22 protein-coding genes are annotated in these 24,416 nt (G+C 60.7%); 17 read left to right on the forward strand and 5 right to left on the reverse strand.

What is annotated here, in order from left to right:
* Nucleotides 1-73: 73 nt before the first annotated feature.
* From KHO30_RS24595 to KHO30_RS24610, 4 genes are all read left to right on the forward strand, one after another.
* A complete protein-coding gene (locus KHO30_RS24595) occupies nucleotides 74-1,585 on the forward strand; it encodes a sugar ABC transporter ATP-binding protein (protein ID WP_211702616.1) in 1,512 nt (503 codons plus the stop codon).
* 24 nt (nucleotides 1,586-1,609) lie between these two features.
* Nucleotides 1,610-2,635 (forward strand): ABC transporter permease, encoded by a 1,026-nt coding sequence (locus KHO30_RS24600; protein WP_093633192.1) that lies wholly within the window; start codon nucleotides 1,610-1,612, stop codon nucleotides 2,633-2,635.
* A 122-nt stretch (nucleotides 2,636-2,757) separates the two neighbouring features.
* Nucleotides 2,758-3,699: an ABC transporter substrate-binding protein gene (locus KHO30_RS24605; protein ID WP_200621635.1), complete on the forward strand. Its 942-nt coding sequence runs from the start codon at nucleotides 2,758-2,760 to the stop codon at nucleotides 3,697-3,699.
* Between the two features lie 171 nt (nucleotides 3,700-3,870).
* A complete protein-coding gene (locus KHO30_RS24610) occupies nucleotides 3,871-5,169 on the forward strand; it encodes an L-fuconate dehydratase (protein WP_093633190.1) in 1,299 nt (432 codons plus the stop codon).
* Between the two features lie 33 nt (nucleotides 5,170-5,202).
* Here the strand turns inward: KHO30_RS24610 and KHO30_RS24615 are convergent, their stop codons facing one another.
* Entirely contained in the window at nucleotides 5,203-6,117 is a 915-nt protein-coding gene (locus KHO30_RS24615; RefSeq protein WP_211702617.1) for a LysR family transcriptional regulator, read from the reverse strand.
* A 160-nt stretch (nucleotides 6,118-6,277) separates the two neighbouring features.
* Between KHO30_RS24615 and KHO30_RS24620 the strand changes: the two genes are divergently transcribed.
* The 11 genes from KHO30_RS24620 (at nucleotide 6,278) to KHO30_RS24670 (ending at nucleotide 17,966) form a co-directional block, all read left to right on the forward strand.
* Nucleotides 6,278-6,613, forward strand: a complete 336-nt coding sequence (locus KHO30_RS24620; RefSeq protein WP_211702618.1) for a DUF4148 domain-containing protein — start codon at nucleotides 6,278-6,280, stop codon at nucleotides 6,611-6,613.
* A 50-nt stretch (nucleotides 6,614-6,663) separates the two neighbouring features.
* Nucleotides 6,664-7,977 (forward strand): serine hydrolase domain-containing protein, encoded by a 1,314-nt coding sequence (locus KHO30_RS24625; protein ID WP_211702619.1) that lies wholly within the window; start codon nucleotides 6,664-6,666, stop codon nucleotides 7,975-7,977.
* A 56-nt stretch (nucleotides 7,978-8,033) separates the two neighbouring features.
* The gene (locus tag KHO30_RS24630; protein WP_211702620.1) at nucleotides 8,034-8,900 is read left to right on the forward strand and encodes an NmrA family NAD(P)-binding protein; all 867 of its coding nucleotides are present in this window, start codon (nucleotides 8,034-8,036) and stop codon (nucleotides 8,898-8,900) included.
* Nucleotides 8,901-9,219: 319 nt separating this feature from the next.
* A complete protein-coding gene (locus KHO30_RS24635) occupies nucleotides 9,220-10,116 on the forward strand; it encodes a nitrilase family protein (RefSeq protein ID WP_211702621.1) in 897 nt (298 codons plus the stop codon).
* A gap of 64 nt (nucleotides 10,117-10,180) precedes the next feature.
* Nucleotides 10,181-11,347: a substrate-binding protein gene (locus KHO30_RS24640; RefSeq protein WP_211702622.1), complete on the forward strand. Its 1,167-nt coding sequence runs from the start codon at nucleotides 10,181-10,183 to the stop codon at nucleotides 11,345-11,347.
* A 64-nt stretch (nucleotides 11,348-11,411) separates the two neighbouring features.
* Nucleotides 11,412-12,245, forward strand: a complete 834-nt coding sequence (locus KHO30_RS24645; RefSeq protein ID WP_200564904.1) for a branched-chain amino acid ABC transporter permease — start codon at nucleotides 11,412-11,414, stop codon at nucleotides 12,243-12,245.
* Nucleotides 12,238-14,100 carry an ABC transporter permease subunit gene (locus KHO30_RS24650; protein ID WP_211702623.1) on the forward strand — a complete coding sequence of 621 codons (1,863 nt, stop codon included), beginning with the start codon at nucleotides 12,238-12,240 and terminating at the stop codon, nucleotides 14,098-14,100. Before KHO30_RS24645 ends, KHO30_RS24650 begins: the two co-directional genes overlap by 8 nt.
* Nucleotides 14,097-14,804: a branched-chain amino acid ABC transporter ATP-binding protein gene (locus KHO30_RS24655; RefSeq protein ID WP_093633181.1), complete on the forward strand. Its 708-nt coding sequence runs from the start codon at nucleotides 14,097-14,099 to the stop codon at nucleotides 14,802-14,804. The genes KHO30_RS24650 and KHO30_RS24655 overlap by 4 nt, the downstream gene beginning before the upstream one ends.
* A gap of 35 nt (nucleotides 14,805-14,839) precedes the next feature.
* Nucleotides 14,840-16,141: an amidase gene (locus KHO30_RS24660; protein ID WP_211702624.1), complete on the forward strand. Its 1,302-nt coding sequence runs from the start codon at nucleotides 14,840-14,842 to the stop codon at nucleotides 16,139-16,141.
* 32 nt (nucleotides 16,142-16,173) lie between these two features.
* Complete coding sequence (locus KHO30_RS24665) at nucleotides 16,174-17,349, forward strand: transporter substrate-binding domain-containing protein (protein ID WP_093633179.1); 1,176 nt, start codon at nucleotides 16,174-16,176, stop codon at nucleotides 17,347-17,349.
* Nucleotides 17,346-17,966, forward strand: a complete 621-nt coding sequence (locus tag KHO30_RS24670) for an ANTAR domain-containing response regulator (RefSeq protein ID WP_093633178.1) — start codon at nucleotides 17,346-17,348, stop codon at nucleotides 17,964-17,966. Before KHO30_RS24665 ends, KHO30_RS24670 begins: the two co-directional genes overlap by 4 nt.
* Nucleotides 17,967-17,976: 10 nt before the next feature.
* Here the strand turns inward: KHO30_RS24670 and KHO30_RS24675 are convergent, their stop codons facing one another.
* From KHO30_RS24675 to KHO30_RS24690, 4 genes are all read right to left on the reverse strand, one after another.
* On the reverse strand, nucleotides 17,977-18,423 hold the full coding sequence (locus KHO30_RS24675) for an SRPBCC family protein (RefSeq protein ID WP_093633177.1): 447 nt from the start codon (nucleotides 18,421-18,423) through the stop codon (nucleotides 17,977-17,979).
* Between the two features lie 125 nt (nucleotides 18,424-18,548).
* Nucleotides 18,549-19,952, reverse strand: coding sequence for a GGDEF domain-containing protein (locus KHO30_RS24680; protein WP_211702625.1), 1,404 nt, complete (start codon nucleotides 19,950-19,952; stop codon nucleotides 18,549-18,551).
* Between the two features lie 270 nt (nucleotides 19,953-20,222).
* A complete protein-coding gene (locus KHO30_RS24685; RefSeq protein WP_211702626.1) occupies nucleotides 20,223-20,867 on the reverse strand; it encodes a helix-turn-helix transcriptional regulator in 645 nt (214 codons plus the stop codon).
* A gap of 144 nt (nucleotides 20,868-21,011) precedes the next feature.
* Complete coding sequence (locus tag KHO30_RS24690) at nucleotides 21,012-21,983, reverse strand: ornithine cyclodeaminase family protein (protein ID WP_211702627.1); 972 nt, start codon at nucleotides 21,981-21,983, stop codon at nucleotides 21,012-21,014.
* Nucleotides 21,984-22,223: 240 nt separating this feature from the next.
* Here KHO30_RS24690 and KHO30_RS24695 point away from each other — a divergent pair, with 240 nt between their 5' ends.
* Both KHO30_RS24695 and KHO30_RS24700 read left to right on the forward strand, forming a co-directional pair.
* Nucleotides 22,224-23,012, forward strand: a complete 789-nt coding sequence (locus tag KHO30_RS24695; RefSeq protein ID WP_211702628.1) for an ABC transporter substrate-binding protein — start codon at nucleotides 22,224-22,226, stop codon at nucleotides 23,010-23,012.
* A 64-nt stretch (nucleotides 23,013-23,076) separates the two neighbouring features.
* Nucleotides 23,077-24,318: an NAD(P)/FAD-dependent oxidoreductase gene (locus tag KHO30_RS24700; RefSeq protein WP_211702629.1), complete on the forward strand. Its 1,242-nt coding sequence runs from the start codon at nucleotides 23,077-23,079 to the stop codon at nucleotides 24,316-24,318.
* Nucleotides 24,319-24,416: the final 98 nt, after the last annotated feature.

A 24,416-nucleotide genomic window follows, 5' to 3' on the forward strand; every position in this document is an offset into this window, starting at 1 on the left:
TTCCCGCGCTTTCTCGACCCGCTCCCCGCATTGAGGCCAGCGGCGGTCGCGGAATTGTCGTCCAATCCGCGCCATGATCCCGCTCATTTCCGTCACAAGGCTCAACAAGCGCTTTCCCGGCGTGCGGGCGCTTCACGAAGTCCAGTTCGAACTCATGGCGGGCGAAGTCCACGCGCTGATGGGCGAGAACGGCGCCGGCAAGTCGACGCTGATGAAAATCCTCGCCGGCGTCTACACCCGGGATACGGGCGACATTCTCTATGACGGTCAGCCGGTCGAGTTCTCGAGTCCGCGCGAGGCGCAGGCTCTCGGCATCGGCATCATTCATCAGGAACTCCAGCTGATGAATCACCTGACCGTCGCCCAGAATATGTTTATCGGCCGCGAGCCGCGTGGGCGCCTCGGTCTGTTCCTCGACGAAGACAAGCTCAATGCGCAGGCGCGCGACATTCTTGCCCGCATGCATGTGAATATCGACCCGCGGGCCGTGGTCAGCACGCTTACCGTCGCGAAGCAGCAGATGGTCGAGATCGCCAAGGCCTTGTCCTTCGATTCGCGCGTGCTGATCATGGACGAGCCGACCTCGGCGCTCAACGACGCCGAGATCGCCGAGCTATTCCGCATCATCCGCGAGCTGAAGAGCCGGGGCGTGGGCATCGTCTATATCTCCCACAAGATGGACGAGCTGAAGCAGATCGCCGACCGCGTCACCGTGTTGCGTGACGGGGAATATGTGGCCACCGTCACCGCGAAAGACACCAGCGTCGACGCGATCATCGGCATGATGGTCGGGCGCACCTTGACCGACGTCGCGCCTTCTGTGAACGTGACAGGTACTGGCGAGGTTGCGCTCGAAGTCCACAATCTGAACGCCGGCCCGCTTGTCAGAGACGTCAGCTTCACACTGCGCAAAGGCGAGATATTGGGTTTTGCCGGCTTGATGGGCGCTGGCCGCACCGAGGTCGCCCGAGCTGTGTTCGGCGCCGACCCGATCGAATCGGGTGAAATCATCGTGAAAGGTGTGAAGGCGACGATCAGGAATCCGAGCGATGCGGTGGCGCGTGGCATCGGTTATCTCTCGGAAGACCGCAAGCGCTTTGGTCTCGCGACCGGCATGAACGTCGAATCGAACATCGTCATGTCCAATTTGCGCAAATTCCTGTCGCTCAACTTTTTCTTGCGCCGCACTGAAATCCGCCGGACAGCCACCCATTTCATCAATCTGCTCGCTATTCGTACGCCCTCCGCGACGCAGGAAGTGCGTCTTCTTTCGGGCGGGAATCAGCAGAAAATCGTCGTTGCGAAATGGCTCGAGCGCGACTGCGACGTGCTGTTCTTCGACGAACCGACGCGCGGCATCGACGTCGGCGCCAAGAGCGAAATTTACAAACTCCTGCGCTCGCTCGCCGGCGAAGGCAAGGCGATCGTAATGATCTCGTCGGAACTGCCGGAGATTTTACGCATGAGCGACCGCATCGTCGTGATGTGCGAGGGCCGCATTACCGGCGAACTTTCAGCCACGGAGGCGACGCAGGAGCGCATCATGCAACTGGCGACGCAACGCGAAACCTTAAAAGCGGCGTGAGCCCGAAGAGGAGAGATCCAGTTTATGACACAGCCATCGGATACTTCGACGCTCGCTAACGAGGGACGGTTGTCCGGCCTCAGAGCCCGCGTCTTTACGCCGACTGCTCTGCAAAAGCTGCTCGCCTTCGGGAGCCTGATCTTGTTGCTGGTCTTTTTCAGCTTCGCGTCCCCTGCGTTCATGCAGATGGACAACATGCTCGGGATTCTGCAGGCGACCGCCGTCAACGGCGTGCTGGCGATTGCCTGTACGTTCGTCATCATCACCGGCGGCATCGATTTGTCCGTCGGCACCTTGATGACCTTCACGGCCGTGATTTGCGGCGTGTTTCTGACCTATTGGCATTTGCCGATGTGGACCGGCGTCCTGGCTGCGATCGGGACGGGTGCGATCTGCGGGACTATTTCGGGCACCCTCACGGCGAAAATGAAAATTCCGCCGTTCATTGCCACCTTGGGCATGATGCTGCTGCTGAAAGGCCTTTCGCTCGTCGTCTCGGCCGACAAGCCGATCTATTTCACCGACACCGAAAACTTCTACATGATTTCCCAGGATTCGCTGATTGGCTCTTTCCTGCCGAGCCTGCCGGTTCCGAACGCGGTCCTGATCCTGTTTTTCCTTGCGGTGGTGAGTTCGATCACGCTCAATCGCACGGCACTCGGCCGCTACACGTTTGCGCTCGGCAGCAACGAAGAAGCGGTGCGCCTTTCGGGCGTGAATGTCGACCGGTGGAAGATCGCCATTTACGGCCTCGCTGGGGCCATTTGCGGCATCGCCGGGCTGCTGATCGCCTCGCGGCTGAATTCGGCCCAGCCCGCGCTAGGCCAAGGTTACGAACTCGAAGCGATCGCCGCCGTGGTCATAGGCGGGACCTCGCTCAGCGGCGGTTCGGGCACGATTCTGGGCACGATCATCGGCGCGTTCATCATGAGCGTGCTGACCAACGGCCTTCGCATCATGTCCGTCGCACAGGAATGGCAGATCGTGGTGACCGGCCTCATCATCATTCTCGCGGTTTATGCCGACATTTTGCGGCGCAAGAAAAGCTGACGAAGGTGGACGCTACGCGAAACAGGGTCAAGAACAGGATCAAGAAACAGGATCAAGAAAAGGGAGCGCCCAAGGCTCCCCGCACGGCTGAAGGTTGATGGCCAACTTAGGAGGAGAACCCCATGTTGAAAAGAAAACTAGTCGGTGTCGTGGTCGGCGTTGGCGCGCTCATTGGCGGAACGAGTGTGACGTTCGCGCAAGACACCTACATCCCGCTGATCTCGAAGGGCTTCCAGCACCAGTTCTGGCAGGCGGTCAAAGCCGGAGCGGAACAGTCGGCCAAGGAGCACAACGTCAGGATCACCTTCGAGGGTCCGGAAACCGAGGCCATGGTCGATAAGCAGATCGACATGCTTTCGGCGGCGCTCGCCAAGAAGCCCCAGGCGCTCGGCATTGCCGCGCTCGATAGCAAGGCAGCCATTCCCCTGTTGAAGCGGGCGCAGGCAGCCAAGATACCTGTGATCGCCTTCGACTCGGGCGTCGACAGCGACATTCCGTTGACCACGTGCGCGACCGACAATCTTGCCGCGGCGGCACTCGCCGCTGACAAGATGGCCGAGGCGATCGGCAATGCCGGGGAGGTGGGTCTGGTGGTGCATGACCAGACCAGCCGCACCGGCATCGATCGCCGCGACGGCTTCCTGAATGAGATGAAAACGAAGCACCCGAACATCAAGATCGTCTCAGTCCAGTATGGCGGCGGCGACCACCTGAAGTCGGCGGAAATCGCCAAGACGATGATCCAGGCCAACCCCAATCTCAAGGGCATTTTCGGGGCGAATGAAGGGTCGGCGGAAGGTGCTGCGATCGGGATCAAGGAATCAGGCAAGAAGCTCGTGCTGATCGGCTATGACTCCGGTAAGGAGCAGAAGGACGACATCAATTCGGGCTTGATGGCCGGCGCCATTACGCAGAACCCGGTCGGCATCGGCAAATGCGTTGTCGACTCAGCGGTGAAGGCGTTGAAGGGCGAGAAGCTGCCCAAGAAAGTCGACACGGGCTTCTACTGGTACGACAAGAGCAATATGAGCGATCCGAAGATCGCGGCTGTGCTCTACGATTGACCGGCACTACCTGACGCGAAGAGAGAGGAGGGGGCATGGCGCTCCCTTTTCTTTTCTCGTGCTGCCAAGTGTCCGCTTGGAACGAAGGTGGCTGCAAAGAGGTGGGGCGTGCACGTACGGCCTCTTTGCTTATAAGCAGAAGACGATAGCTGTCGCAGAGGAGGGGTTCAGATGCCCACGATCACCAAGCTGTCCGTCCGGGACATTCGGTTCCCGACCTCGCGTTCACTCGACGGCTCCGATGCGATGAACGCCGCACCGGATTACTCCGCCACCTATGTGACGCTCGAAACCGATTCGCCGACGGGTCTCACAGGCCATGGCCTTACTTTCACCATCGGCCGCGGCAACGAGATCTGCGTAAGTGCGGTAAAGGCGCTTGCCCCGCTGGTCATCGGCACAAAGCTCGAGGATATCGCTGCGAACATGGGCGCCTTCTGGCGCACGCTGACGTCGGACAGCCAGTTGCGCTGGATCGGTCCGGACAAGGGCGCGATTCATCTGGCGACTGCGGCTGTCGTGAATGCGGCCTGGGACCTGTGGGCCAAAGCGGAAGGCAAGCCGGTGTGGAAACTGCTCGTCGACATGAGCCCCGAAGAACTCGTGCGATGCCTCGACTTCCGTTATGTGACCGATGCGATCACGCCGCAGGAAGCCATCGCCATGCTGCACCGTCATGCAAAGACAAGAGGCGAGCGCGAAACGGAAATGCTGGCGCATGGCTATCCGGCCTACACGACGTCGGCCGGCTGGCTCGGCTACGACGACGACAAGATTCGCCGGCTCGCACGTGAAGGCGTCGCGCAGGGCTGGACGCACTTCAAGCAGAAGGTGGGCGGCAATCTTGAAGAAGATATGCGCCGTGCCCGCATCCTGCGCGAAGAAATCGGCGAAAACCTGAAGCTGATGATGGACGCGAACCAGGTGTGGGATGTCGACGAAGCGGTCGCGAACATGCGGCGCCTGGCGGAATTCGATCCCTGGTGGATTGAGGAACCCACGAGTCCCGACGACATTCTCGGCCACGCCGCTATCCGCGAGCGGATTCGGCCTATCGGTGTCGCGACGGGCGAGCACTGCCATAACCGGGTGATGTTCAAGCAGTTGCTGCAGGCGCAGGCCATCGACTTCTGTCAGGTCGATAGTTGCCGCCTGGGCGGTCTGAATGAAGTGATCATCGTCCTGCTGATGGCGGCGAAATTCGGTGTGCCCGTGTGTCCGCATGCGGGCGGGGTCGGTTTGTGCGAGTACGTCCAGCACATTTCACTGTTCGACTATATCTGCGTGTCGGCGTCGCTGGACAACCGGGTGCTCGAATACGTGGATCATTTGCATGAGCATTTTGTTGACCCTGTCGTGATTCGAAACGGCCGTTATATGCCGCCGCAACGTGCCGGCTACAGCATCGAAATGCATGCCGCGTCGCTTGATGAGTATGACTTTCCCGAGGGGCCGGCCTGGCGGGTTTGAAGCGGCACGCGCGGGCCCCTCTGCGGCTATTGGCTAACTTGTACTCGCCAAGGCGACGATAAAGTCAAGAAACACCCTTGTCTTGGCCGGCGTGTGGTGTCGTGATGGATGGTACGCATAGAGCGGGAAGCGTTCATCCGGCCAGTCTGGGAACAGGTTGACGAGCCGTCCCTCCCGAATCAGGGGTTCCGCTCCGAGCAGAAGCATCTGCGCGATGCCGGAGCCGGCCAGACACGCGTTGAAGAGTGCGCTCGGATCGTTCACCGTAAGCCGTCCATTCGTTTCGACAACCAGCTTTTTGCGCTTGCGATGAAACTCCCACGGATACGGCTTGCCGGTTTCCGGGTTTCGGAACTCGAGGCACCGGTGCGCCCCGCGACCCAGATCTTGAGGCTCCTCTGGCCGCCCCCGGCGCGCGAGGTACGAGGGTGCTGCGACGGTGACAACTGCCGTGTCCAGAAGCTTTCGCGCAATCAGACTGGATGAGCGCGGTTCGCCAAATCGCAAGGCCAGATCGAAGCCGTCCACGATGAGGTCGCCGAGCTGATCTCTCGCAATGAACTCGAGTTCAAGTTCAGGATGCGCATCCATGAATTCGTCGAGCTTCGGGCCCAGAACGATTCGAAAAAAAGCGGGATCAAGATTGATTCGCAGTTTCCCGCGCACTGTCGCGGTGCCGCCTGAAGCGGCGGCCGCCGCTTCCTCCATTCCCCTTAAGTGCGGCATGACCTGCTCGTAGAACCGTTTGCCCTCTTCCGTGAGGGAAACGGCGCGGGTCGTGCGATTGAAGAGCCGTATTTTTAGCCGCTTTTCGAGCCGGGCGATTGCCCGGCTAACTCCGGGGGGTGACATACCCATTACTTCGGACGCAGCTGCGAACGTCCCCGCATCGACGACGGCCGCAAATACGCTGATACCGCTAGAGAGATTCTCGCTGGACGATCTCATTGACGCTCCCCGCGAATTGCTTCAAAAACCGCACTATGGCCCATTAGTGACTACCTGTCACTTCACAAGTGTCATTCGTATCATTTAGTTTCTCATCGAGTTTACCCACAATGCATCCCAACGGTCCGTTTCGACCGCAACGATCCAAAGGAGCATTGCCATGAATACCCGTTATTTCGCAGTTGCTATTGCCGCCGCCATCGCCTTCCCTGTCGCTGGCTACGCTCAGGAATCCTCGACCGTGACGCGTGCCCAGGTGCGCGCGGAACTCGTCCAGCTGGAAAGCGTGGGCTACCAGCCCGGCCGCGCCAATGATCCGCATTACCCCACCGACATTCAGGCAGCCGAAGCAGCAGTGGCCGCGCGGAAGGGCGCCGAGTCGAACGTCGCCAGCGGCGTGGGCGGTGTGCGCAGCGGTTCGTCCGATTCGGGCAATCGCGTTGCCGAGGCAGCTCTCGCGAATGCACCGTTCAACTCGCTTTATGCACATCGTTGATCGGCGCGTCACACCAATCATCGTTCATTCCAATTTCCAAGGAGTAGGAGATGACCGTTCAACTCACCCGCCGCGACCTGTTGAAGCGGGCGTCCGGCCTCCTGGCGGTCGCCGCCGTGGGCGGATTGACCAGCATCGGAACAGAGGCCGCGGAGGGTCATCAGGAGCGTCATCGTGTTCTGGTCCGCAACCCTGCCTTTGCCGCGATTGATCTTTCCCTGCGGCAGGCCGTCGACAACGGCGCCGTAGCCGGTGTGGTGGCGATGGGTGCCACGCAGCGCGGGCTCGTCTACGAGGGCGCATCCGGCCATGCCAATCCTCAGACGGGTACGGCGATGACGCCCGACACGGTGTTCTGGCTGCTATCGATGACCAAGGCGATCACTGCGACCGCCTGTATGCAACTCATCGAGCAGGGCAGGCTCTCACTCGATCAACCCGCGGGCGACATTCTCCCGGAACTGAAGTCGCCGCAAGTGCTGGACGGCTTCGACGCATCCGGACAGCCGAAACTGCGCCCTGCGCGCAACACGATTACCGTGCGTCATCTGCTGACTCACACGTCCGGCTTTACTTACAGCATCTGGAGCGAAAACATGAGCCGGTACGAAAAGGTGACCGGCATGCCGGATATTGGCTACTCGATGAACGGCGCGTTCAAGGCGCCGCTGGAGTTCGAGCCTGGCGAGCGCTGGCAGTACGGCATCGGAATGGACTGGGTGGGCAAGCTGGTTGAGGCAGTCACCGATCAATCGCTGGAGATTTATTTTCGCGAGCACATCTTCGCACCGCTGGGCATGAGCAATTCGGGATTTCTGATCAGTGGCGCGCAGAAGCAACGCGTGGCGACCATGCACAACCGGCAACCCGATGGATCGCTCAAGCCCGCTCCGTTCGAGATCAACCAGCGACCCGAATTCTTTATGGGCGGCGGCGGGGCATTCAGCACGCCGCGCGATTACATGGCGTTCCTGCAGATGTTCGTGAACGGCGGGACGTACCGCGGCGAGCGGGTCCTGCGCGCCGACACCGTTGCGACGATGTTCCAGAATCACATTGGAGATCTTCAGGTAACCGAAATGAAGACAGCACAGCCGGCGTGGTCGAACAGCTTCGATCAATTTCCTGGCATGCCGCACAAGTGGGGGCTTTCCTTCGACATCAACACGCAGCCGGGTCCGCATGGCCGCAGCGCGGGCAGCGTTAGCTGGGCGGGACTGCTGAATAGCTATTTCTGGGTTGATCCTGTCAGGAAGGTGACCGGCACGCTGTTCACGCAGATCCTGCCGTTCTACGACCCTCGCGTGGTGGATCTGTATGGACAGTTCGAGCAGGGGTTGTATCACGGCTTGCAACACGCTTGAGCACTGGTCAGTGATCGGCACTCGGGACACATCTATTTACGCATGGAGAAACTGCAATGTATGCAATCACAGGAATAACAGGAAAGGTCGGCGGCGCGGTGGCGCGCACGTTGCTCGCAGCGGGCCAGCCGGTTCGCGCGGTTGTACGCGATGCGGCCCGGGCACGTTCGTGGGCTGAGCGCGGATGTGAAGTGGTGACGGCCGACATGGACGACGAGGCATCGCTAACCGCCGCTTTCGAGGGCGCGCAAGGCGTCTTCATCCTGCCGCCGTCCGAGTTCGATCCGTCGCCGGGCTTTCCCGAGGCACGTGCAGTCATTGACGCTGTGCGTGGGGCGCTGCAGTCCGCGGCGCCTGGCAAGGTGGTCTGCCTGTCGACGATCGGCGCGCAAGCCACCGAGATCAATCTGCTCACGCAACGTACGCTGATGGAGCAGGCGCTTCAGGATTTGCCGATGCCGGTGACATTCCTGCGTCCCGGCTGGTTCATGGAAAACGCGGCGTGGGACGTGGCGCCTGCCCGCGACGCGGGGGTGATCCCCAGCTTTCTGCAGCCGCTCGACAAGGCGGTGCCGATGGTCGCTACCTCGGACGTGGGTCGCGTTGCCGCGCAACTGCTTCAGCAAACCTGGCTTGGCGTGCGTGTCGTCGAGCTGGAGGGACCGCAACGTGTGAGCCCGAACGATCTGGCCGCGGCATTTGCCCAGGTGCTCGGTCGTCCGGTTCGTGCGGAGGTGGTGCTGCGCGAAACATGGGGCGAGCTGTTCCGCTCCCAAGGCACGACGGACCCGTTGCCGCGCATGCGCATGCTCGACGGCTTCAATGAAGGCTTCATCGCCTTCGAAGGCGATGAAGCCGACATCGTCAAGGGCGAGGTGGAACTGGAAACCGTTCTGCGAGGCCTCGTTTCGCAGGCGGGCTAACGCGGGCACACCCGGTGGCGTGTGCAGATCCCGCGTCGCCGGGTGCTTTCCGCTCATCGTTCAGCAAGGGACTCATATCAAGGGGTTCGCTATGGATTCTAGATTTCGAACTGACCAGAAACACGTCCCCAAGGAATTACCCTGGGCGCAGTCAAACCGCTTGACATCCTGAATTTGGCTTCATAAATTCGCTTCGACTGAGCCGTCATTGTTTCCGGCGGCTCCACGGCAACGATGCCGTGCTACATATGAATGGCTATGCAGCCCCCGAACTTGCGTCCAACGCTGGTTCGGGGGCTTTTTGCTTTTGGGAGAAGAAATGATGACGTTGCAGTACAACCCCGCGGAACGTGGTGTCGCAGACCTGGTGGTCGCATGCGTTCAGATGGAACCTCATGTCGGCAGTAAGCACGACAACGTGGCGCAATGCATCCGCCACATTGAAGCCGCGGCGCATCACGGCGCGTCTCTGGTGGTGTTGCCGGAGCTGGCCAATAGCGGCTACGTGTTCAACGATCGCGATGAGGCGCTCGCGCTGGCCGAAACGCTGCCGGAAGGGGAAACCGCGCAATTGCTTGCGGAAACGACGCAGCGCCTTGGCGTCCATGTCGTGATGGGTATTGCCGAGCGGGCGGGCAAGCAACTCTACAACTCAGCGATCCTGACTGGCCCGGCGGGTCACATCGGCGTCTATCGCAAACTGCATCTCTGGAACAACGAACATCGCTTCTTCGAACCGGGCGATCGTGGCGTTCCGGTGTTCGACACGCCGCTGGGACGAATCGCCATCGCAATCTGCTACGACGGCTGGTTTCCCGAAACATACCGGCTTGCCGCGATGCAAGGCGCGGACATCGTCTGCGTGCCGACCAACTGGGTGCCGATGCCGGCGCAGCCGGACGATCGGCCCGCCATGGCCACGACGCTCACCATGGCGGCCGCGCACAGCAATGGCGTGGCGATCGCATGTGCAAACCGCATCGGCACGGAGCGTGGTCAACCGTTCGTCGGCCAGAGCCTGATTGTGGGCGGTAACGGATGGCCGGTCGCAGGCCCGGCCAGTGTCGATCGCGAAGAAATCCTGTACGCCGCAATCGATCTGACGCGCACCCGTTCGGAACGCACGCTGAACGCCTTCAATCACGTGCTGAGCGATCGGCGCGCGGACGTGTACGACCCGATGCTCGGCACCGGTTGGCCGACCTCGCGCGCATGAGGCATCCGATGGCACACCCGTACGAAACACAAGAATTTCATTCGACCACTGTGAGGAAAAATCCATGACTCCGTTCAATAGACAAATCCTTGGCGCCGCCGCGGCGCTCGTCGCGGCCTGCACCTGCATGAGCGCGCTCGCTGCCGATCCGATCAGGATCGGCGTAGCAGTGGGGCTCTCTGGCGCAAATAGCGTGGTCGCGCCGGCCGTCGTGCAGTCGTCGCAACTCGCTGTCGACGAAATCAACGCAGCAGGTGGGATCATGGGCCGCCAGTTGCAGCTCGACATCACCGACGACGCGTCCGGTGCAGTCGGCGCGCAGAAAGCGTACGACACGCTCGTGTTCCAGAAGAACGTCGACGCGATCATTTCCATGGAAACGAGCGCCGCGCGTAACGCGGCGCTGCCGATCGTGGCGCGTGGCAAGAAGCCGTTCGTATATACGTCGTTTTACGAGGGCCGTTCGTGCAGCCCGTGGATGTATATCAATGGCTGGGTGCCTGAGCAGCAGGTCGCGCCGGTGGTCGATTACTTCGCGAAGAGCAAGGGCGCCAAGACCTTCTATCTGGTCGGCAACGACTACGTTTTTGGCCGCGGTATGCTTGGATTCACCAGAAAGTACATCGAGGAGCACGGCGGCAAGGTGGTCGGCGAGGAGTACTTGCCGATCGACGGCACCGACTGGACACCGATTCTCTCCAAGATCCGCGCGGCTCATCCCGATGCGTTGATCAGCGCGACGGCCGGCGGCGCGCCTAACGTGTCGCTCGCCAAACAGTTGAAGGGCTCCGGCATGACGCTGCCTTATGGCAACCTGGCGATCGACGAAGGCACGGCGAAGAGTATGGGCGACGTCGCCACGGGCATGTATATGTCGGGCTCCTACCTGACGGGCATCGATACGCCGGGCAACAAGAAGTTTCTCGCGGCCATGGACAAGAAATTCGGCAAGGATCTGAAGACGCCGAACGAGTTGTCCGAGCCACAGTACGAAGCCTTCTTCCTGTACAAGGCTGCGGTTGAAAAGGCGGGCTCAACCGACGCTGACAAGGTGATCAAGGCGCTGGGCCAGGTGTCGTTCGACGGGCCACGCGGACCAGTGGCCATGAACAGGAGCCGCCACACGCCTCTCGCCATGCGCCTTGGCCAGATCCAGGCAGATGGCTCGATCAAGATCTTGCAGACCTTCCCGAGCGTGGATCCGGGCGCGCAGTGCCCGAATATCAAGTAGACGCAACTGGAAATACAGCATCCGCCTGATGCACATTCGCAGGCGGATGCGACCGGAGAAGACAATGGTTCTGGCACTCGACATTTTCACAACCGCGGCGGTGCTGTTCATCGTGACCGCAGGGTTGATGGTGATTTTCGGCGTGATGAAAATCGTCAATTTCGCCCACGGTGCGCTACTAACAATAGGCGCATACGCGAGCTTCGTCGTGACGCAACTCAAGCTGAGTCCATGGCTCGGACTGCCGCTCGCGGTCGTGGTGGGTACCGTCGTGGGCATGCTCGTCGAGCAGGTGATCGTGCGTCCGCTCTACAAGCGACCGCTCGACGCGATCCTCGCTACCTGGGGTCTCGGCATCGTGATTGGGCAGCTCATCGTGATGACCTTCGGCCGCGAGGCGCAGTTCGTGGAGACGCCGCTCAAAGGAGCCGTCACCATCGGTGGGACCGATTACTCGGCCTATCGTTTGCTGCTGATCCCGATCGCACTCGGTCTGTGCATTCTCATGACCGCGCTGCTCACGGGAACGCGCTTCGGCATCAAGACGCGTGCGGTGATCATGAATGAGGATCTGGCGCGAGGGCTCGGCATTCATTCCGGCCGCATCCGGTTTATCACCTTCAGTCTGGGCGCTGCGCTCGGTTCCCTCGCCGGCACGCTCATTACGCCGCTGTCGAGCGTCGACCCCGATATGGGACTGCCGTGGCTGGTGAGCGCGTTCATGCTGGTCATGGTTTCAGGACATTCGATGCTCAGTTTGCTGGTGACGTGCCTCGTATTCGGCGCTTGCCAGGTGCTGGTCAGCACGTTCGTTAGTCCGGTGCTGGGCGGATTGACTATCGCGGTGCTGGCGGCGCTCACGCTGCGCATTCGTCCCAAGGGGTTCTCTCATGGTTAAAGTCGACGCTTCGCCACATGGAACCGGAGATCAAGCTGTACAAAACGATGAGCGGGTAAGCAACGGGCGAACGATTCACGGACGCGGTCTGCTCGTGGCCGGTGGCCTGGTTGTCGTGCTGCTGGCCGCGGGTCCGCTTGTCTTCGGCTCGTATTTGCTCAACGTCCTCATTCAGGCCTTCTTTTTCTCGATCGTGGCCGTGACCGTGGATATCCTGTGGGGCTACACCGGGTATCTAACGTTCGGGCAATCGGCGTTCTTCGGTCTGGGCGCCTATGCGGCGGGTCTTGTGTTTACGCACGGCGGTTTTTCGGCGGGTTATGTGGTGCTTGCCGTGGGAGCGGCTATCGCGGTGACCGCGGCCGTGGCCGCATTGCTCGGCTGGCTGTCGTTCTATCGCGGTGCGTCGCCGTTCTTCGCGACGGTGATGTCGCTCGTATTGCCGATCGTTCTCAGCCAGTTGCTGCTCTCCGGCGGCGCGTGGACGGGCTCGAGTTCGGGACTCACCGGCTATGAGACCTTCGATCTTTCGCTGCAGACCTGGTACTGGCTCGCCGGCGCTGCGCTGCTGGCTGTTGCATCGATTGCGTGGCTATTTGTTCGTAGCGACGGCGGCCGCGTGCTGGCTGCTATCCGCGACAACGAATCACGCTGCGCATATCTCGGCATCAATACCTCGCTCGTCAAGATCGTCTTGCTGGTTGCAACCGCGGCCATCGCCGGCGTTGCCGGATTTGGCTACGGATCGTTCAGCGGCGTGGTCGCGCCTGAGTTGGCTGGGTTTGTCCTTGGCACCCAACTGATTATCTGGGTCGCGCTCGGCGGTCGGGGAACGTTGTGGGGGCCGGTGATCGGCGCGCTTCTGATCAATGTCGGGACCGCCTATCTCAGCGGCAGCATGCCGTTCGCGTGGCAACTGATTCTGGGTGCTGCATTCGTGGCTGTGATTGTGCTGTTGCCGCAAGGCTTGGTGCCGCTGTTGCTCAAGCCATTACGTCATCTTGCGGGTCACGGCGCCGAACCGAAGCTGGTTGAGCGCGACGTCGGCGCAGCTCATGAACGGGCGCTATCAGTGCCAGCGCTGCAGATGAACGGCGTCGCCAAACATTACGGCAGCCTGAAAGTGTTGCAAGGCATCGATCTGAACGCCGATGGCGGTGAACTGGTTGGTCTCATCGGCCCGAACGGCGCCGGCAAAACGACGCTTATGCGCTGCATGAGCGACGGCGCGGAACGTTCTGCCGGCACGGTCACGCTGTGTGGCAACGACGTCCGGCAATTGCCGCCGGATCGCTGCGTGCATTTCGGCTTGGGGCGCAAGTTCCAGAACGCAAATATCTTCGAGACGCTTACCGTTGCGGAGTGCCTGAGAATCGCCGGCACCATCATCGAGCGGCCATCGCTCCTGCGACGCTCCACGACGCTTGCGCTGCCGCCCTATGCGCTGGAGGTGCTGCGTACCACCCATCTCGATCAGAGGCTGGGCGCTGTCGCGAAGGATCTTTCGCATGGCCAACAGCAGGCGTTGGAACTGGCGATGGTGCTCGCACTGGAGCCGCGTATCGTACTGCTCGACGAGCCCACGGCAGGCTTGACCAAAACGGAGCGCACGCAAATCGGCAATGTGCTCGCCGCGTTGGCTCACCAGTATCGGCTTTGTTGTCTGCTGGTGGAGCACGACCTCGACTTCGTGGCCGAAATTGCCACGCGTATCGTGGTCCTGCATCAGGGGCGCATCGTGATGCAAGGCAACTTCGACGAAGTCGTCAACTCGGAGCTGGTCAGAACGATTTATGCCGGGACTGCGCAAAGCGCTGCGGCAGGCGAAAACGTCGGACATCAGGAGGCGTCATGAGCCAGATTGCGCTGGAGTTGCAGGACGTGACGAGCGGATACAAGGCTTCGGTCGTGCTGCGCAAGCTCTCGATGACCGTTGCCGACGGCGAGGCCGTCGCGCTGCTCGGTAAGAACGGCATGGGCAAGACGACGGTGCTCAAGACGATCATGGGCTATCTGCCGAAGAAAGCCGGCGCCATTCGTGCGCGCGGGCAAGATATCACGCGCATGGCGCCTCATCAGATCGCGCGCGAGGGCATTGCTTACGCGCCGCAGGAACATGCATTGTTTCAGGACCTCACCATTCGCGACAATTTGCGTCTTGGGCTCCAGAAGGCGTCGGCGTTCGACGAACGCTTTGCCGCGATCGAGCCCGTGTTCCCGGTATTCGCAAGTCGTCTGAAGCAGTTGGCCGGCACGCTTTCCGGCGGCGAACAGAAGATGCTGCTGGTGGCGCGCGCGCTCATGATGCGTCCTTCGCTCATTTTGCTCGACGAAATTACGGAAGGGTTGCAACCGTCCGTGATCGACCGTCTCGCAGACGCACTGCTATGGGAACGCAGCCAGCACGGCACGACGCTGCTGCTGGTAGAGCAGAATGTTCCTTTTGCGCTGAAGGTTGCCGACCGCTACGCGGTACTCAAGCAAGGCGAGATCCTCGAGCATGGCAACGCGAAAGATGAAGCAGCGGTAGGATCGATCTTCGAACACCTGCGTGTGTAAGCAACATTCAGGATGACCATGACGAAAGGCGGCACATGACGAACGCAAACTCTTTTTATCGACCCCGCTCAGGGCTTGACCTGCTCGAGAAAACCGCCGGCGACCCGCGCGAGCGCGAACGCGCCGTTCTCGAGTCGTTTGCGCGCATCGAGGAAGTCGAGCCCGAGGTGAGGGCGATGACGGCCGTCGCGCAGCGGGAAACGGCATTGACCTCGGCCGCCGATGCAACGGGTCCATTGGCCGGCATACCGATCGCGGTGAAAGATATCTTCGACACGAGCGACCTCGTCACCGGCTACGGCTCGCCAATTTACGCAGGCCATCAACCGAAGTCCGATGCCGCGATTGTCACGTTATTACGGCGTAACGGCGGCATTGTCATCGGCAAGACCGTTACCAGCGAATTCGCCTATATGACGCCGCCTGTGACGCGCAATCCGTGCGACCTGACGCGTACCCCTGGCGGATCGTCATCTGGGTCGGCTGCCGCGGTGGCAGCCGGCATCGTGCCTTTCGCGATCGGCACGCAGACTGGCGGCTCGACCATTCGGCCCGCTTCGTTCTGCGGCATCGCCGGCTACAAGCCCACACTCGGCATGTTGCCGACCGTCGGCATGAAGTGCTTCTCGTGGTCGTTCGATACGGTCGGCTTATTCGGCGCCGGTGTGCGTGACGTGGCTTACTTCGCACAGGCCCTGTCGGGCCGGTCACTTGCCTTGAGCGGCGTGACGGCTGGCCCGGTGTTCGGCGTGCCGGACAGCTACCCATGGACCGCGCCGTCAGCGAATGCGAGTGACGTACTCGACAGAGCGGTGCGCGCCATCGAGCAGGCGGGAGGGCGCGTGCGGCGTGTGCGTTTCGCGCCGTGGATGGCCGACCTGGTCGCCGCGCACAACACCATCCAGAGCTATGAGGCGTATCAGTCGTTGGGCTTCGAGTACGATCATCATCGTACCGATCTATCGCCGATGCTTGCCGGTTTTCTTGATCGTGCAGCGAGGGTCGATACCGCAACCTACATCGAGGCATGTGTGCTCGCGGAACAGGCGAAGGCGAGGCTTGCCGAACTATTCGACGGCATCACCGGCTTGCTCACACCGAGCGCGCCCGACGAAGCGCCCGAGGGCCACGCGTCAACGGGCGACCCCGCGTTCAATCGCAATTGGACCTTGCTCGGTTGCCCGTGTGTGAACGTGCCGGGATTGAGGGGCGCGCGAGGCGCCCCGATCGGCGTGCAGGTGATCTGCCGCCCTTGGGACGATGCCCGATGCCTCGACGCTGCCGCATTTGCCGAGCAGGCGATCGCGGCAGCAGTGGAACGTTTTCCCGCGACCTGAGCAACGAGGAAGCGATGCAAGGAGGAGACAAAATGGAGGCGAGCTCGCGACAGCCGGCCAATCCGGCGCCCGCGGACGATGGCTGGCGTATCGGCGTGTTGTACTCGCGCACGGGCGTGACCTCAGCGACCGGGTCGGAGCATTTTTTCGGCACCGTGCTCGCGATCGAGGAAGTCAACGCGGCCGGCGGCGTGGGCGGGCGCCTGCTCGACCCCGTTGTTTACGATCCGAAGAGCGATCCTGACGAATATCGCCGGCTCGCCACGCGGATGCTGCAGGAAGACGACGTGACCGTGATTTTCGGCTGTTCGACTTCGTCGAGCCGAAAGGCGGTTTTACCGGTGATCGAACGCACCAACGCATTGCTCTGGTACTGCTCGATCTATGAGGGGTTTGAGTATTCGCCGAACGTGATCTACACCGGCGGGGTACCGAACCAGAACAGCATGCAACTGGCCGCTTATCTGCTGCGCAATCACGGCCGCCGTTTTTTTCTGGTTGGCGCCGACTACATCTATCCGCGAGAATCGAATCGGATCATGCGCGACATGGTCGAGCAGCATGGCGGCGAAATCGTGGAAGAACTCTATCTGCCGAGCGATGCGGATCCAGCGGCGCTGGAAGAAGTGGTGCGGCAGATCAAGGACATCGCGCCCGATGTGGTGTTCTCCACGCTGATCGGGCGAGGTGCGCGCGACTTTTATCGGCTGTATCGCGAGCACGGTATCGACCCCGCACAGATTCCGATCGCAAGCTTGACAATGACCGAGGGCGAAACGCGGATGATCGGCTCCGAACTGTGTGGCAGCCACATCGTCTCGGCGAGTTACGTCAACACGCTGAACCTCGCGAGTAACCAGCGCTTTCTGAAATCATGGCATGCGCGATTCGGAGATCAACCGGCCAGCATGTGGTCGGAGATGGCGTATAACCAGGTGCATCTGTTTGCGCTGGCGCTGGCCCGTACCGGAAGTCTCGATACGGCCAGACTGGTGGAGGCGGTACACGAAGTCGAATTCGATTCGCCAGAGGGAGTGCTGAAAATCGATCCGGAGAACAATCACGCGATACTGACGCCGCGCATTGCCGTGTGCAGGCCGGACGGCTCGTTCGATATCGTCTGGGAGGGCCGAGGTCCGGTCAAACCCGATCCCTATCTGACGACGTACGGATTCGCGGAATTCTGGCTCGACGGAGAATCGGCATGAGCACGGGGGCCCGTCGTCTGTTCGACGATCTACGCACGCTGCGCGTCCTCGTGATTCATCCGCCGGGCGAGGATCGCATTGTTCTGGAAGAGCAGTTGCGCCGCATCGGCTGCCAGGTGCGCGTGCTCTGGCCGTTTCCCTCGCAACTGCCCGCCGATGTCGACGCGATTTTCTTTCTCGTCGGCCCCGAAACTCGCAGCGCGGGCAATTGGTGCGCAGCCGATACCGAAGCCACGCTGATCGCGTTATCCGACTACGAGAATCCGACGGCGCTAAAAATGCTGGTGGATACGCAGGCGCATGGCGTCATCACCAAGCCCTACCGGTCTACGGGCATTCTTAGTACCCTGGTGCTCGCGCGTGCGTCTTCAGGCTACCAGCAGCGCTTGCACAGCAAGGTCTCCAAGCTCGAGGAGGCGATCAAGGCGCGACGCCACATCGAGAAGGCCATCCGCATCCTCATGGAGGCGCACCAGCTCAGCGAGAGTAACGCATACGAGCACATGCGCTCGAGAGCGACAAGTCTCCGGGTCACGGTGAGCGAGATCGCCACGTTGGTGATTGATGCCCATGAGGCAATGGAAAAGCTCGGCCTTGGCAAGGGACCAAAGCCTTGAGCCTCACACGCTAGTCAGGGATCACCGGCTCGACCAGCTTCGCCAACTGAACCAGCGACTCCTGCCAGCCGAGGTAGCACATCTCCACTGGAATGACCTCGGGCACACCCTCCTGCACAATCGTGAGCTCGGTTCCGCAGGACACTGCCCGCAAGGAAATAGTGACGTCCATCTGGCCGGGCAGGTTGGGGTTGTCGAAACGGTCCGAGTAGCGGATCTTCTCGAACGGCACCAGTTCGATGTATTCGCCGCCGAACGAGTGACCATTGCCGGTGCCGAAGTTACGGAAGGACATCTTGTGAGTGCCACCCACGCGTGCATCCATGTGGTGGACCTGACAGGTGAACCCATAGGGAGGAAGCCACTTAGCGATCGCATCGGGTTCGAGGAAGGCCCGATAGATGCGTTCGGGAGTAGCGTTCAGGACGCGATGGAGACGGATTGTTCCGGTAGTCATGGTGTGCTGGTCCTTCACTGGAGAAGTTGAACATACCCCTACGACGATCCGGCGACGCCGGTATCGACATCGGGTAAGACCAGGAAAAACCCGTAGGTGGCAAAGAGCATCACCTGTTATCGCTTCTATCCCGCCACCACACGGTTGCGGCCATCGTGCTTGGCCCGGTAAAGACGTTCATCGGCAACGCGTAAGAGGGTGTCGATCGTGTCGCCGTCGCGGCCGAACTCGGAGACGCCGACACTGACGGTAACGGCGACGGTCCGCCCGGTTCCGGTATAGAACTCCTCGGTCGCCACGGCGCCCCGAACGCGCTCGGCGATCGAACGTGCCACGTCCAGCGCGGCTCTGGGCAGCAGCACCATAAACTCTTCGCCACCCACTCGCGCCACGCCGTCATAGGGCCGAATGGCATCAAGGCATTTCTGCACGAATCGCTGCAATACCTCGTCACCGACCTGATGACCGTAGTTGTCGTTGATCAATTTGAAGTGGTCGAGATCCAGCGCCAGCAGCGAGAACGGTGCGCCACCTCGCCTCGCGCGTGCGATTTCCGCCTCCACTTGCTGGATAAACTCGCGCCGGTTCGCGGCGCCCGTCAGCGGATCGGTCGCGGCGAGATGCTCGAGCTTGTGATTGGTGCGTTGCAGTTCCTGCAGCGCGCTTTCCGTACGTGCCATCGCTTCGGCGAGGCGAGCCATCAGTTCTTCCTGGCTGTAGATCGTCGAAAAAGATCGCGTTGTACGAAACGCTTGAACGACGCCATAGCTCAACAGGAAAAAGCCGGCGGCGAAGATCGCGTGTGCCAGCCACCACATATGATTCCACGGCTTGCCGAGAATGAAAGCGAGCGACGCCAGCGCGAAGAAAGTGATTGAGATGCCGTAGATCACCATGAGCGGCGAGCGAATGCGACGCAGCATCAGCACCGTGACGTTCAGTGTCGAGAAGACCAGCGCGCCGCCTTCCATGGATAGCCGCACGGCGAGGTTGCCCGCAATGGGCGAGTTCGCAATGACTCCGACAACCAGGTCGATCACGACGAACACAGCGATCCACATGAGCCACGGGCGCGGATTCGAGCGCAGCTTGAGCGCGTGCGGCGCGCGGTGATACGAGAGAAGCCCGATCAGCAGCAGCACCGACATCACCAGACGCGATGCGGGTCCGTAGAGCAGGAATAGCCAGATATTGTGGTGCGCCATGCCGGTGAACGCGCCGTGCAGCGCATAGACCAGCACAAAGCCCAGGAAACCCAAAGTCAGCCACCGCAACAGCGGTTCACCCGACGACAGATAACAACGCCAGGTCACATAGGTGACGAACAGCCCCTCGAGCGTTGCCGCTGCAATCGCGATTTCGTGGAAGCCGTGGTTTTCGAACTTCAGGCTTGGGTCTTGAAAGAAAGCCAGATAGGCAATCAGGTAGGCGGGAAGGAGCGCAAAACCAATGACCAGCAAACCCGAGTAGACCTTGGTCACGATCCCGATGAGGCGAGGCGGCTCTTCTATTGAAATTGTCGTGCTCATGTGCCCGTCTCCGACAATACTACGGTGGTTTTTCGTATTGCCGAGCGATTGACGCGTGGATCAGCCGACTCGGACACGACACCATGCGGTTATGCTTGGCCAAACATACCGCGCAGCGGACTACGTAAAGGCAATTGAAAGTATAGCTGACTGCGATTTACATCGGAGGTATATCGATCGTGCAATTAGCGCCTGATATATCGTGCGGTTGTCTTCTGAAAATATCAGAAGCCGTAGTCGGCGGTCGCCAGCCGTTGAATCCGATTCAGCCTAGGCTGCGGCGCCGCGTAAATCCCTTATATGCTGATATACAGTCGCACGGCCCATGCCCAGAACGTTGGCAACATAGTTAGCCGCGCTCTTTCCTTTGAAGGCCCCTTCCTCCCACAGTGCCTCGACAAGTTCGCGACGGTGTTCCCGGGTCAGGGAGTTGAGTGCCAACTGGCGTTCCTGAAGCCATGCGTGGAGAAACGTGTTGATGCGCTCCTGCCAGTCGTCCTTGAACAGTTCCTCCGGCTGCTTGATCAGACCCGCGCCCGACACCACGCGATCGATGACATGTTTCATGTCCTCAAAGACGGCGATGTTGTAATTGACGCACATCACGCCGACAGCCGCGCCCGTGTCGTCAAAGAGCACCGTGCTGACGCAGCGCATTCGTCTGCCATCCCAATTGATCTTTTCGTACGGACCGATCGTGCCTGACTGCGCCGAATGATCAATCTCTTCCAGCGCCGATTCATCGCCCAGCTCGCGCTTTGACAGGTTGTTTGCAATGTACGCGATCGTCTGGCTATGCAGGTCATGAATGACGATTTCGACGTACGGAAAGAAGAGCAGCGCAATACCGTCGGCGACACGGCCGTAGCGATCCAGCAAAAGCCGGCGCGCGGGTGTGATCTTAGTCTTTCGCATAGGGAAGCATGAGATTTTTCGGTTTGGCCGGGTCTGCCGGCATGTGCGGCAATGTGCAACGCATATTCGTGCGATGCACTATTTTGCCACGGGCAATATTCACCCCTGTTTGCGGCAACCCACGCACCGCCGCGTCGGTCTCGCTCAACCGATCGGTTGCCCGGTTACGTGCCTGAATAGTGCGTAGGCGATCGCTACATCTTCCAGTCCGAGTCCGATTGAGCGAAAGAAGACGTGCTGCCGCCATGAGGGTTTCCTGGCGCCGCCGGATACGAGTTCGGGCAAATCGCCCAGAACGCTTTCCGGCGACCAGTCATGCCGTTGCGCCGCCAATTTCATTTCACCTGCGCTGGCAGGCGTGGTTCGCCGGTAGTCGCAATAGACGTCCATGTCTTGAATCCACGCCGGTGGAATTTCATGCGCATTGGCGACATTCGTGCTGATCGACGTGATGAGTGCTGGCTTGGTCAGCAGGTTGTCCGACAGTACAGGCGTGCCTGAGGATGTGCACAACGCGATCACGTCGGCATCGTGCACACACTCATCGAGCTGGGCGCAAATCCGCACGCGTTCATGAAGGGTGCTTACCTCCGCGCGCTTTGCTTCGTTGCTTGCAAGCTCGGGTGAAAACACATTGATCGAGTCCCACGCTCGCAGCGGTGCAAGGTGGCGCAAATGTGCCTGGCCCACGGCACCCGCGCCGACGATGGCGAGCCGGCGTGCGTCGGGCGCCGCAAGGTGTTCGACCGCAAGCGCCGTTGCGCCGGCTGTGCGTTCGATGGTGAGCAGACCCGCATCGCACCACATCAAAGGTTGCCCCGTTTCCATAGACATCAGTGCGGTCCACGCCGTAATGACCGGTTTCGCTTCGGTCACGATGTACGGCGAAATCTTTGCTCCGAATACCTTGGCGTCCGCCAGGACCCCTAAGTACGTAATGAAATCGCCAGCCCCTTGTGGAAACGGAGTGAAGGTCTGGGGCGGCTGCACCGCGGAATCGTTCGCAAGCGAGAGAAACATGCGTGTCAACGCGCCGCGCACGTCGAGGTGGGGCAGTGCTTTACGCACCGCGTCCTGCTGGACGATCAACGGGAATACTGTGTCTGTGCTGCTCATGGGACTGCTCTCCACATCGTTGCCGGCTAGCGGCGTCAGCCCAATTCTAAAGTCAAAAAGTCCAGTCTGGACTTTTATTTTGAAAATCGCTTGCATTTGTGAGTGTCCAGAATAGACTGTCATTCCAGAACGAGTGTGAGAACAGGCCTTTCTGGCACCTCATGCATCTTCTCGAGGTCGCGCCGTCAGTTACCGCCCCGTGCCCTAATTTTGTGAACCCCAATTTCATAGGGAACCATCATGCGTCTGAAGCTTTCACTCTCACTTTTCGTCGCTGCCGCTTTAACCGGTTCGGTTGGCACTGTCAGCGCCGAGACTCAAAGCACCTTGCGCTTCGGCATCGAGGCCGCGTATCCGCCGTTCGAAAGCAAGTCGCCGACGGGGCAATTGCAGGGATTCGACGTCGACGTCGGCAACGCGGTCTGCGCGAAGATGGGCGTGAAATGCGAGTGGGTGGAGAATTCGTTCGACGGATTGATTCCGGCACTACAGGCGCGCAAATTCGACGTCATCAACTCCGCCATGAACATTACGGACAAGCGCAAACAGTCCATCGATTTCACGCCGCCGATCTACGTGGTGCCTATCGTGATGGTGGCGAAGCGCGGTTCACCCTTGTTGCCGGATGTGAAGAGCCTGCAGGGCAAGCGCGTCGGCGTCCTGCAGGGATCGTCGCAGGAAGATTTCCTTAAGCGCCACTGGGCGAATGCCGGTGTATCGATCGTTTCGTATCAGGACCAGGATCAGGTGTACGCCGACCTCGTTGCCGGACGCCTGGATGCCGCCGTCCAGGAAGCGCAGACTGTTGAGGATGGTTTCCTGAACAAGCCGTCAGGCCATGACTATGCGATTGTCGGCCAGCCACTCAGCGATCCGGCAACGCTTGGCGAAGGCACGGGCTTTGGCTTGCGCAAGGGCGACAAGGCGCTGGCCGGAAAGATCGATGCCGCGCTCGCCGCGCTAAAGAAAGACGGCACGCTCAGCAACCTGTCGCAGAAGTATTTCAAGCGCGACATCATCGCGAAGTAACCGGTTCATGACCCGATGCGAGCCGATTCGCATCGGGATCCGAAATGAACATTCGAGCGGGCTTATGGATTTCGATGTGATCGTGTTGGGAGCCGGGATTGTCGGCGTGTCGTCCGCGCTGCATCTGCAGGATCGCGGTCGCCGCGTGGGGCTTGTCGATCGGCGCGGCCCCGGCGAAGAGACCAGTTTCGGCAATGCCGGGCTGATCGAAAGCTCGTCGGTGGTTCCCTACGGCTTTCCGCGCGATCTCGGTACGCTTCTGCGCTACCTGCGCAATCGGTCGACCGATCTTTACTGGGACTACAAGGCGCTGCCGTCTTTCGCGACGTGGCTCGCGCGATTCTGGTGGGAGTCGTCTCCTGAGCGGCTCGAAGCTGCCGCGCGCGACATGCTGCCCTTGATCCGGCGAAGCGTTGCCGAGCACGATGTGCTGATCGAGCGTGCCGGCCTCCAAGGCCTCGCGCACGACGGTGGCTGGATCGAGGCATTTCGCACCCGCTCGGAGTATGAACGGCAGGCATCGGCCGCCGAAGTCACGGCGAGGACATACGGACTGCGCGTGGTGCCGTGCGATGCCGATGCACTGGCGGCGCGCGAACCCGGTATCGCGCCGGGTTTTTGCGGTGCATTGCATTGGCAGGACCCGAGGAGCATCTCCAACCCGGGTGCGTTGACGAAGGGCTATGCGCGGCTGTTCGAGGAGGGCGGCGGCGCGCTGCTCACTGGCGAGGCGGTCACGGTACGTCAGGAAGCCGATGCATGGACTGTGCAGACGTCGCAAGGCAGGATCAGTGCCAAAGAGGTGGTCGTAGCGCTCGGCCCCTGGTCCGACAAGGTTTTTGAACCGCTCGGATATCGGATACCGCTACGGGCAAAGCGCGGCTATCACATGCACTACGAGGCCACGAAATCGATGCTCTCGGTACCGCTGGTCGACACGGAAAAAGGGTATGTGGTCGCGCCCATGCAAGGCCGCCTGCGGCTGACTACCGGCGTGGAAATCGCCCGGCGCGATGCGCCGCCGACGGGCGTTCAACTGGACCGCGCGGAAGCCGTGGCCCGGCCGATATTCGGACTGGGCCGCCGCGTCGACGACGCGCCATGGCTCGGGTTGCGGCCGTGTACGCCTGACATGCGGCCTGTCATTGGGCGCGCGCCTCGCCATCGAGGGCTGTGGTTCTCGTTCGGGCATAACCATCACGGATTGACGCTCGGTCCGGTGACAGGGCGTTTGCTGGCGGAAATGATGACGGGGGGCGAGCCTTTTACCGATCCCCATCCGTTCCGTCCCGAGCGATTCCGATAGAGGGCGTGGTGGACCCGCTTCATCCATAAATCACTGCGTCACGAATCATCGCGTATCGGGTATGCGAACAACCGGAACGTACTTGAAACGGGGCTGGC

The sequence above is a fragment of the Paraburkholderia aspalathi genome (assembly GCF_905220735.1).
GTDB classification, from domain to species: domain Bacteria; phylum Pseudomonadota; class Gammaproteobacteria; order Burkholderiales; family Burkholderiaceae; genus Paraburkholderia; species Paraburkholderia aspalathi.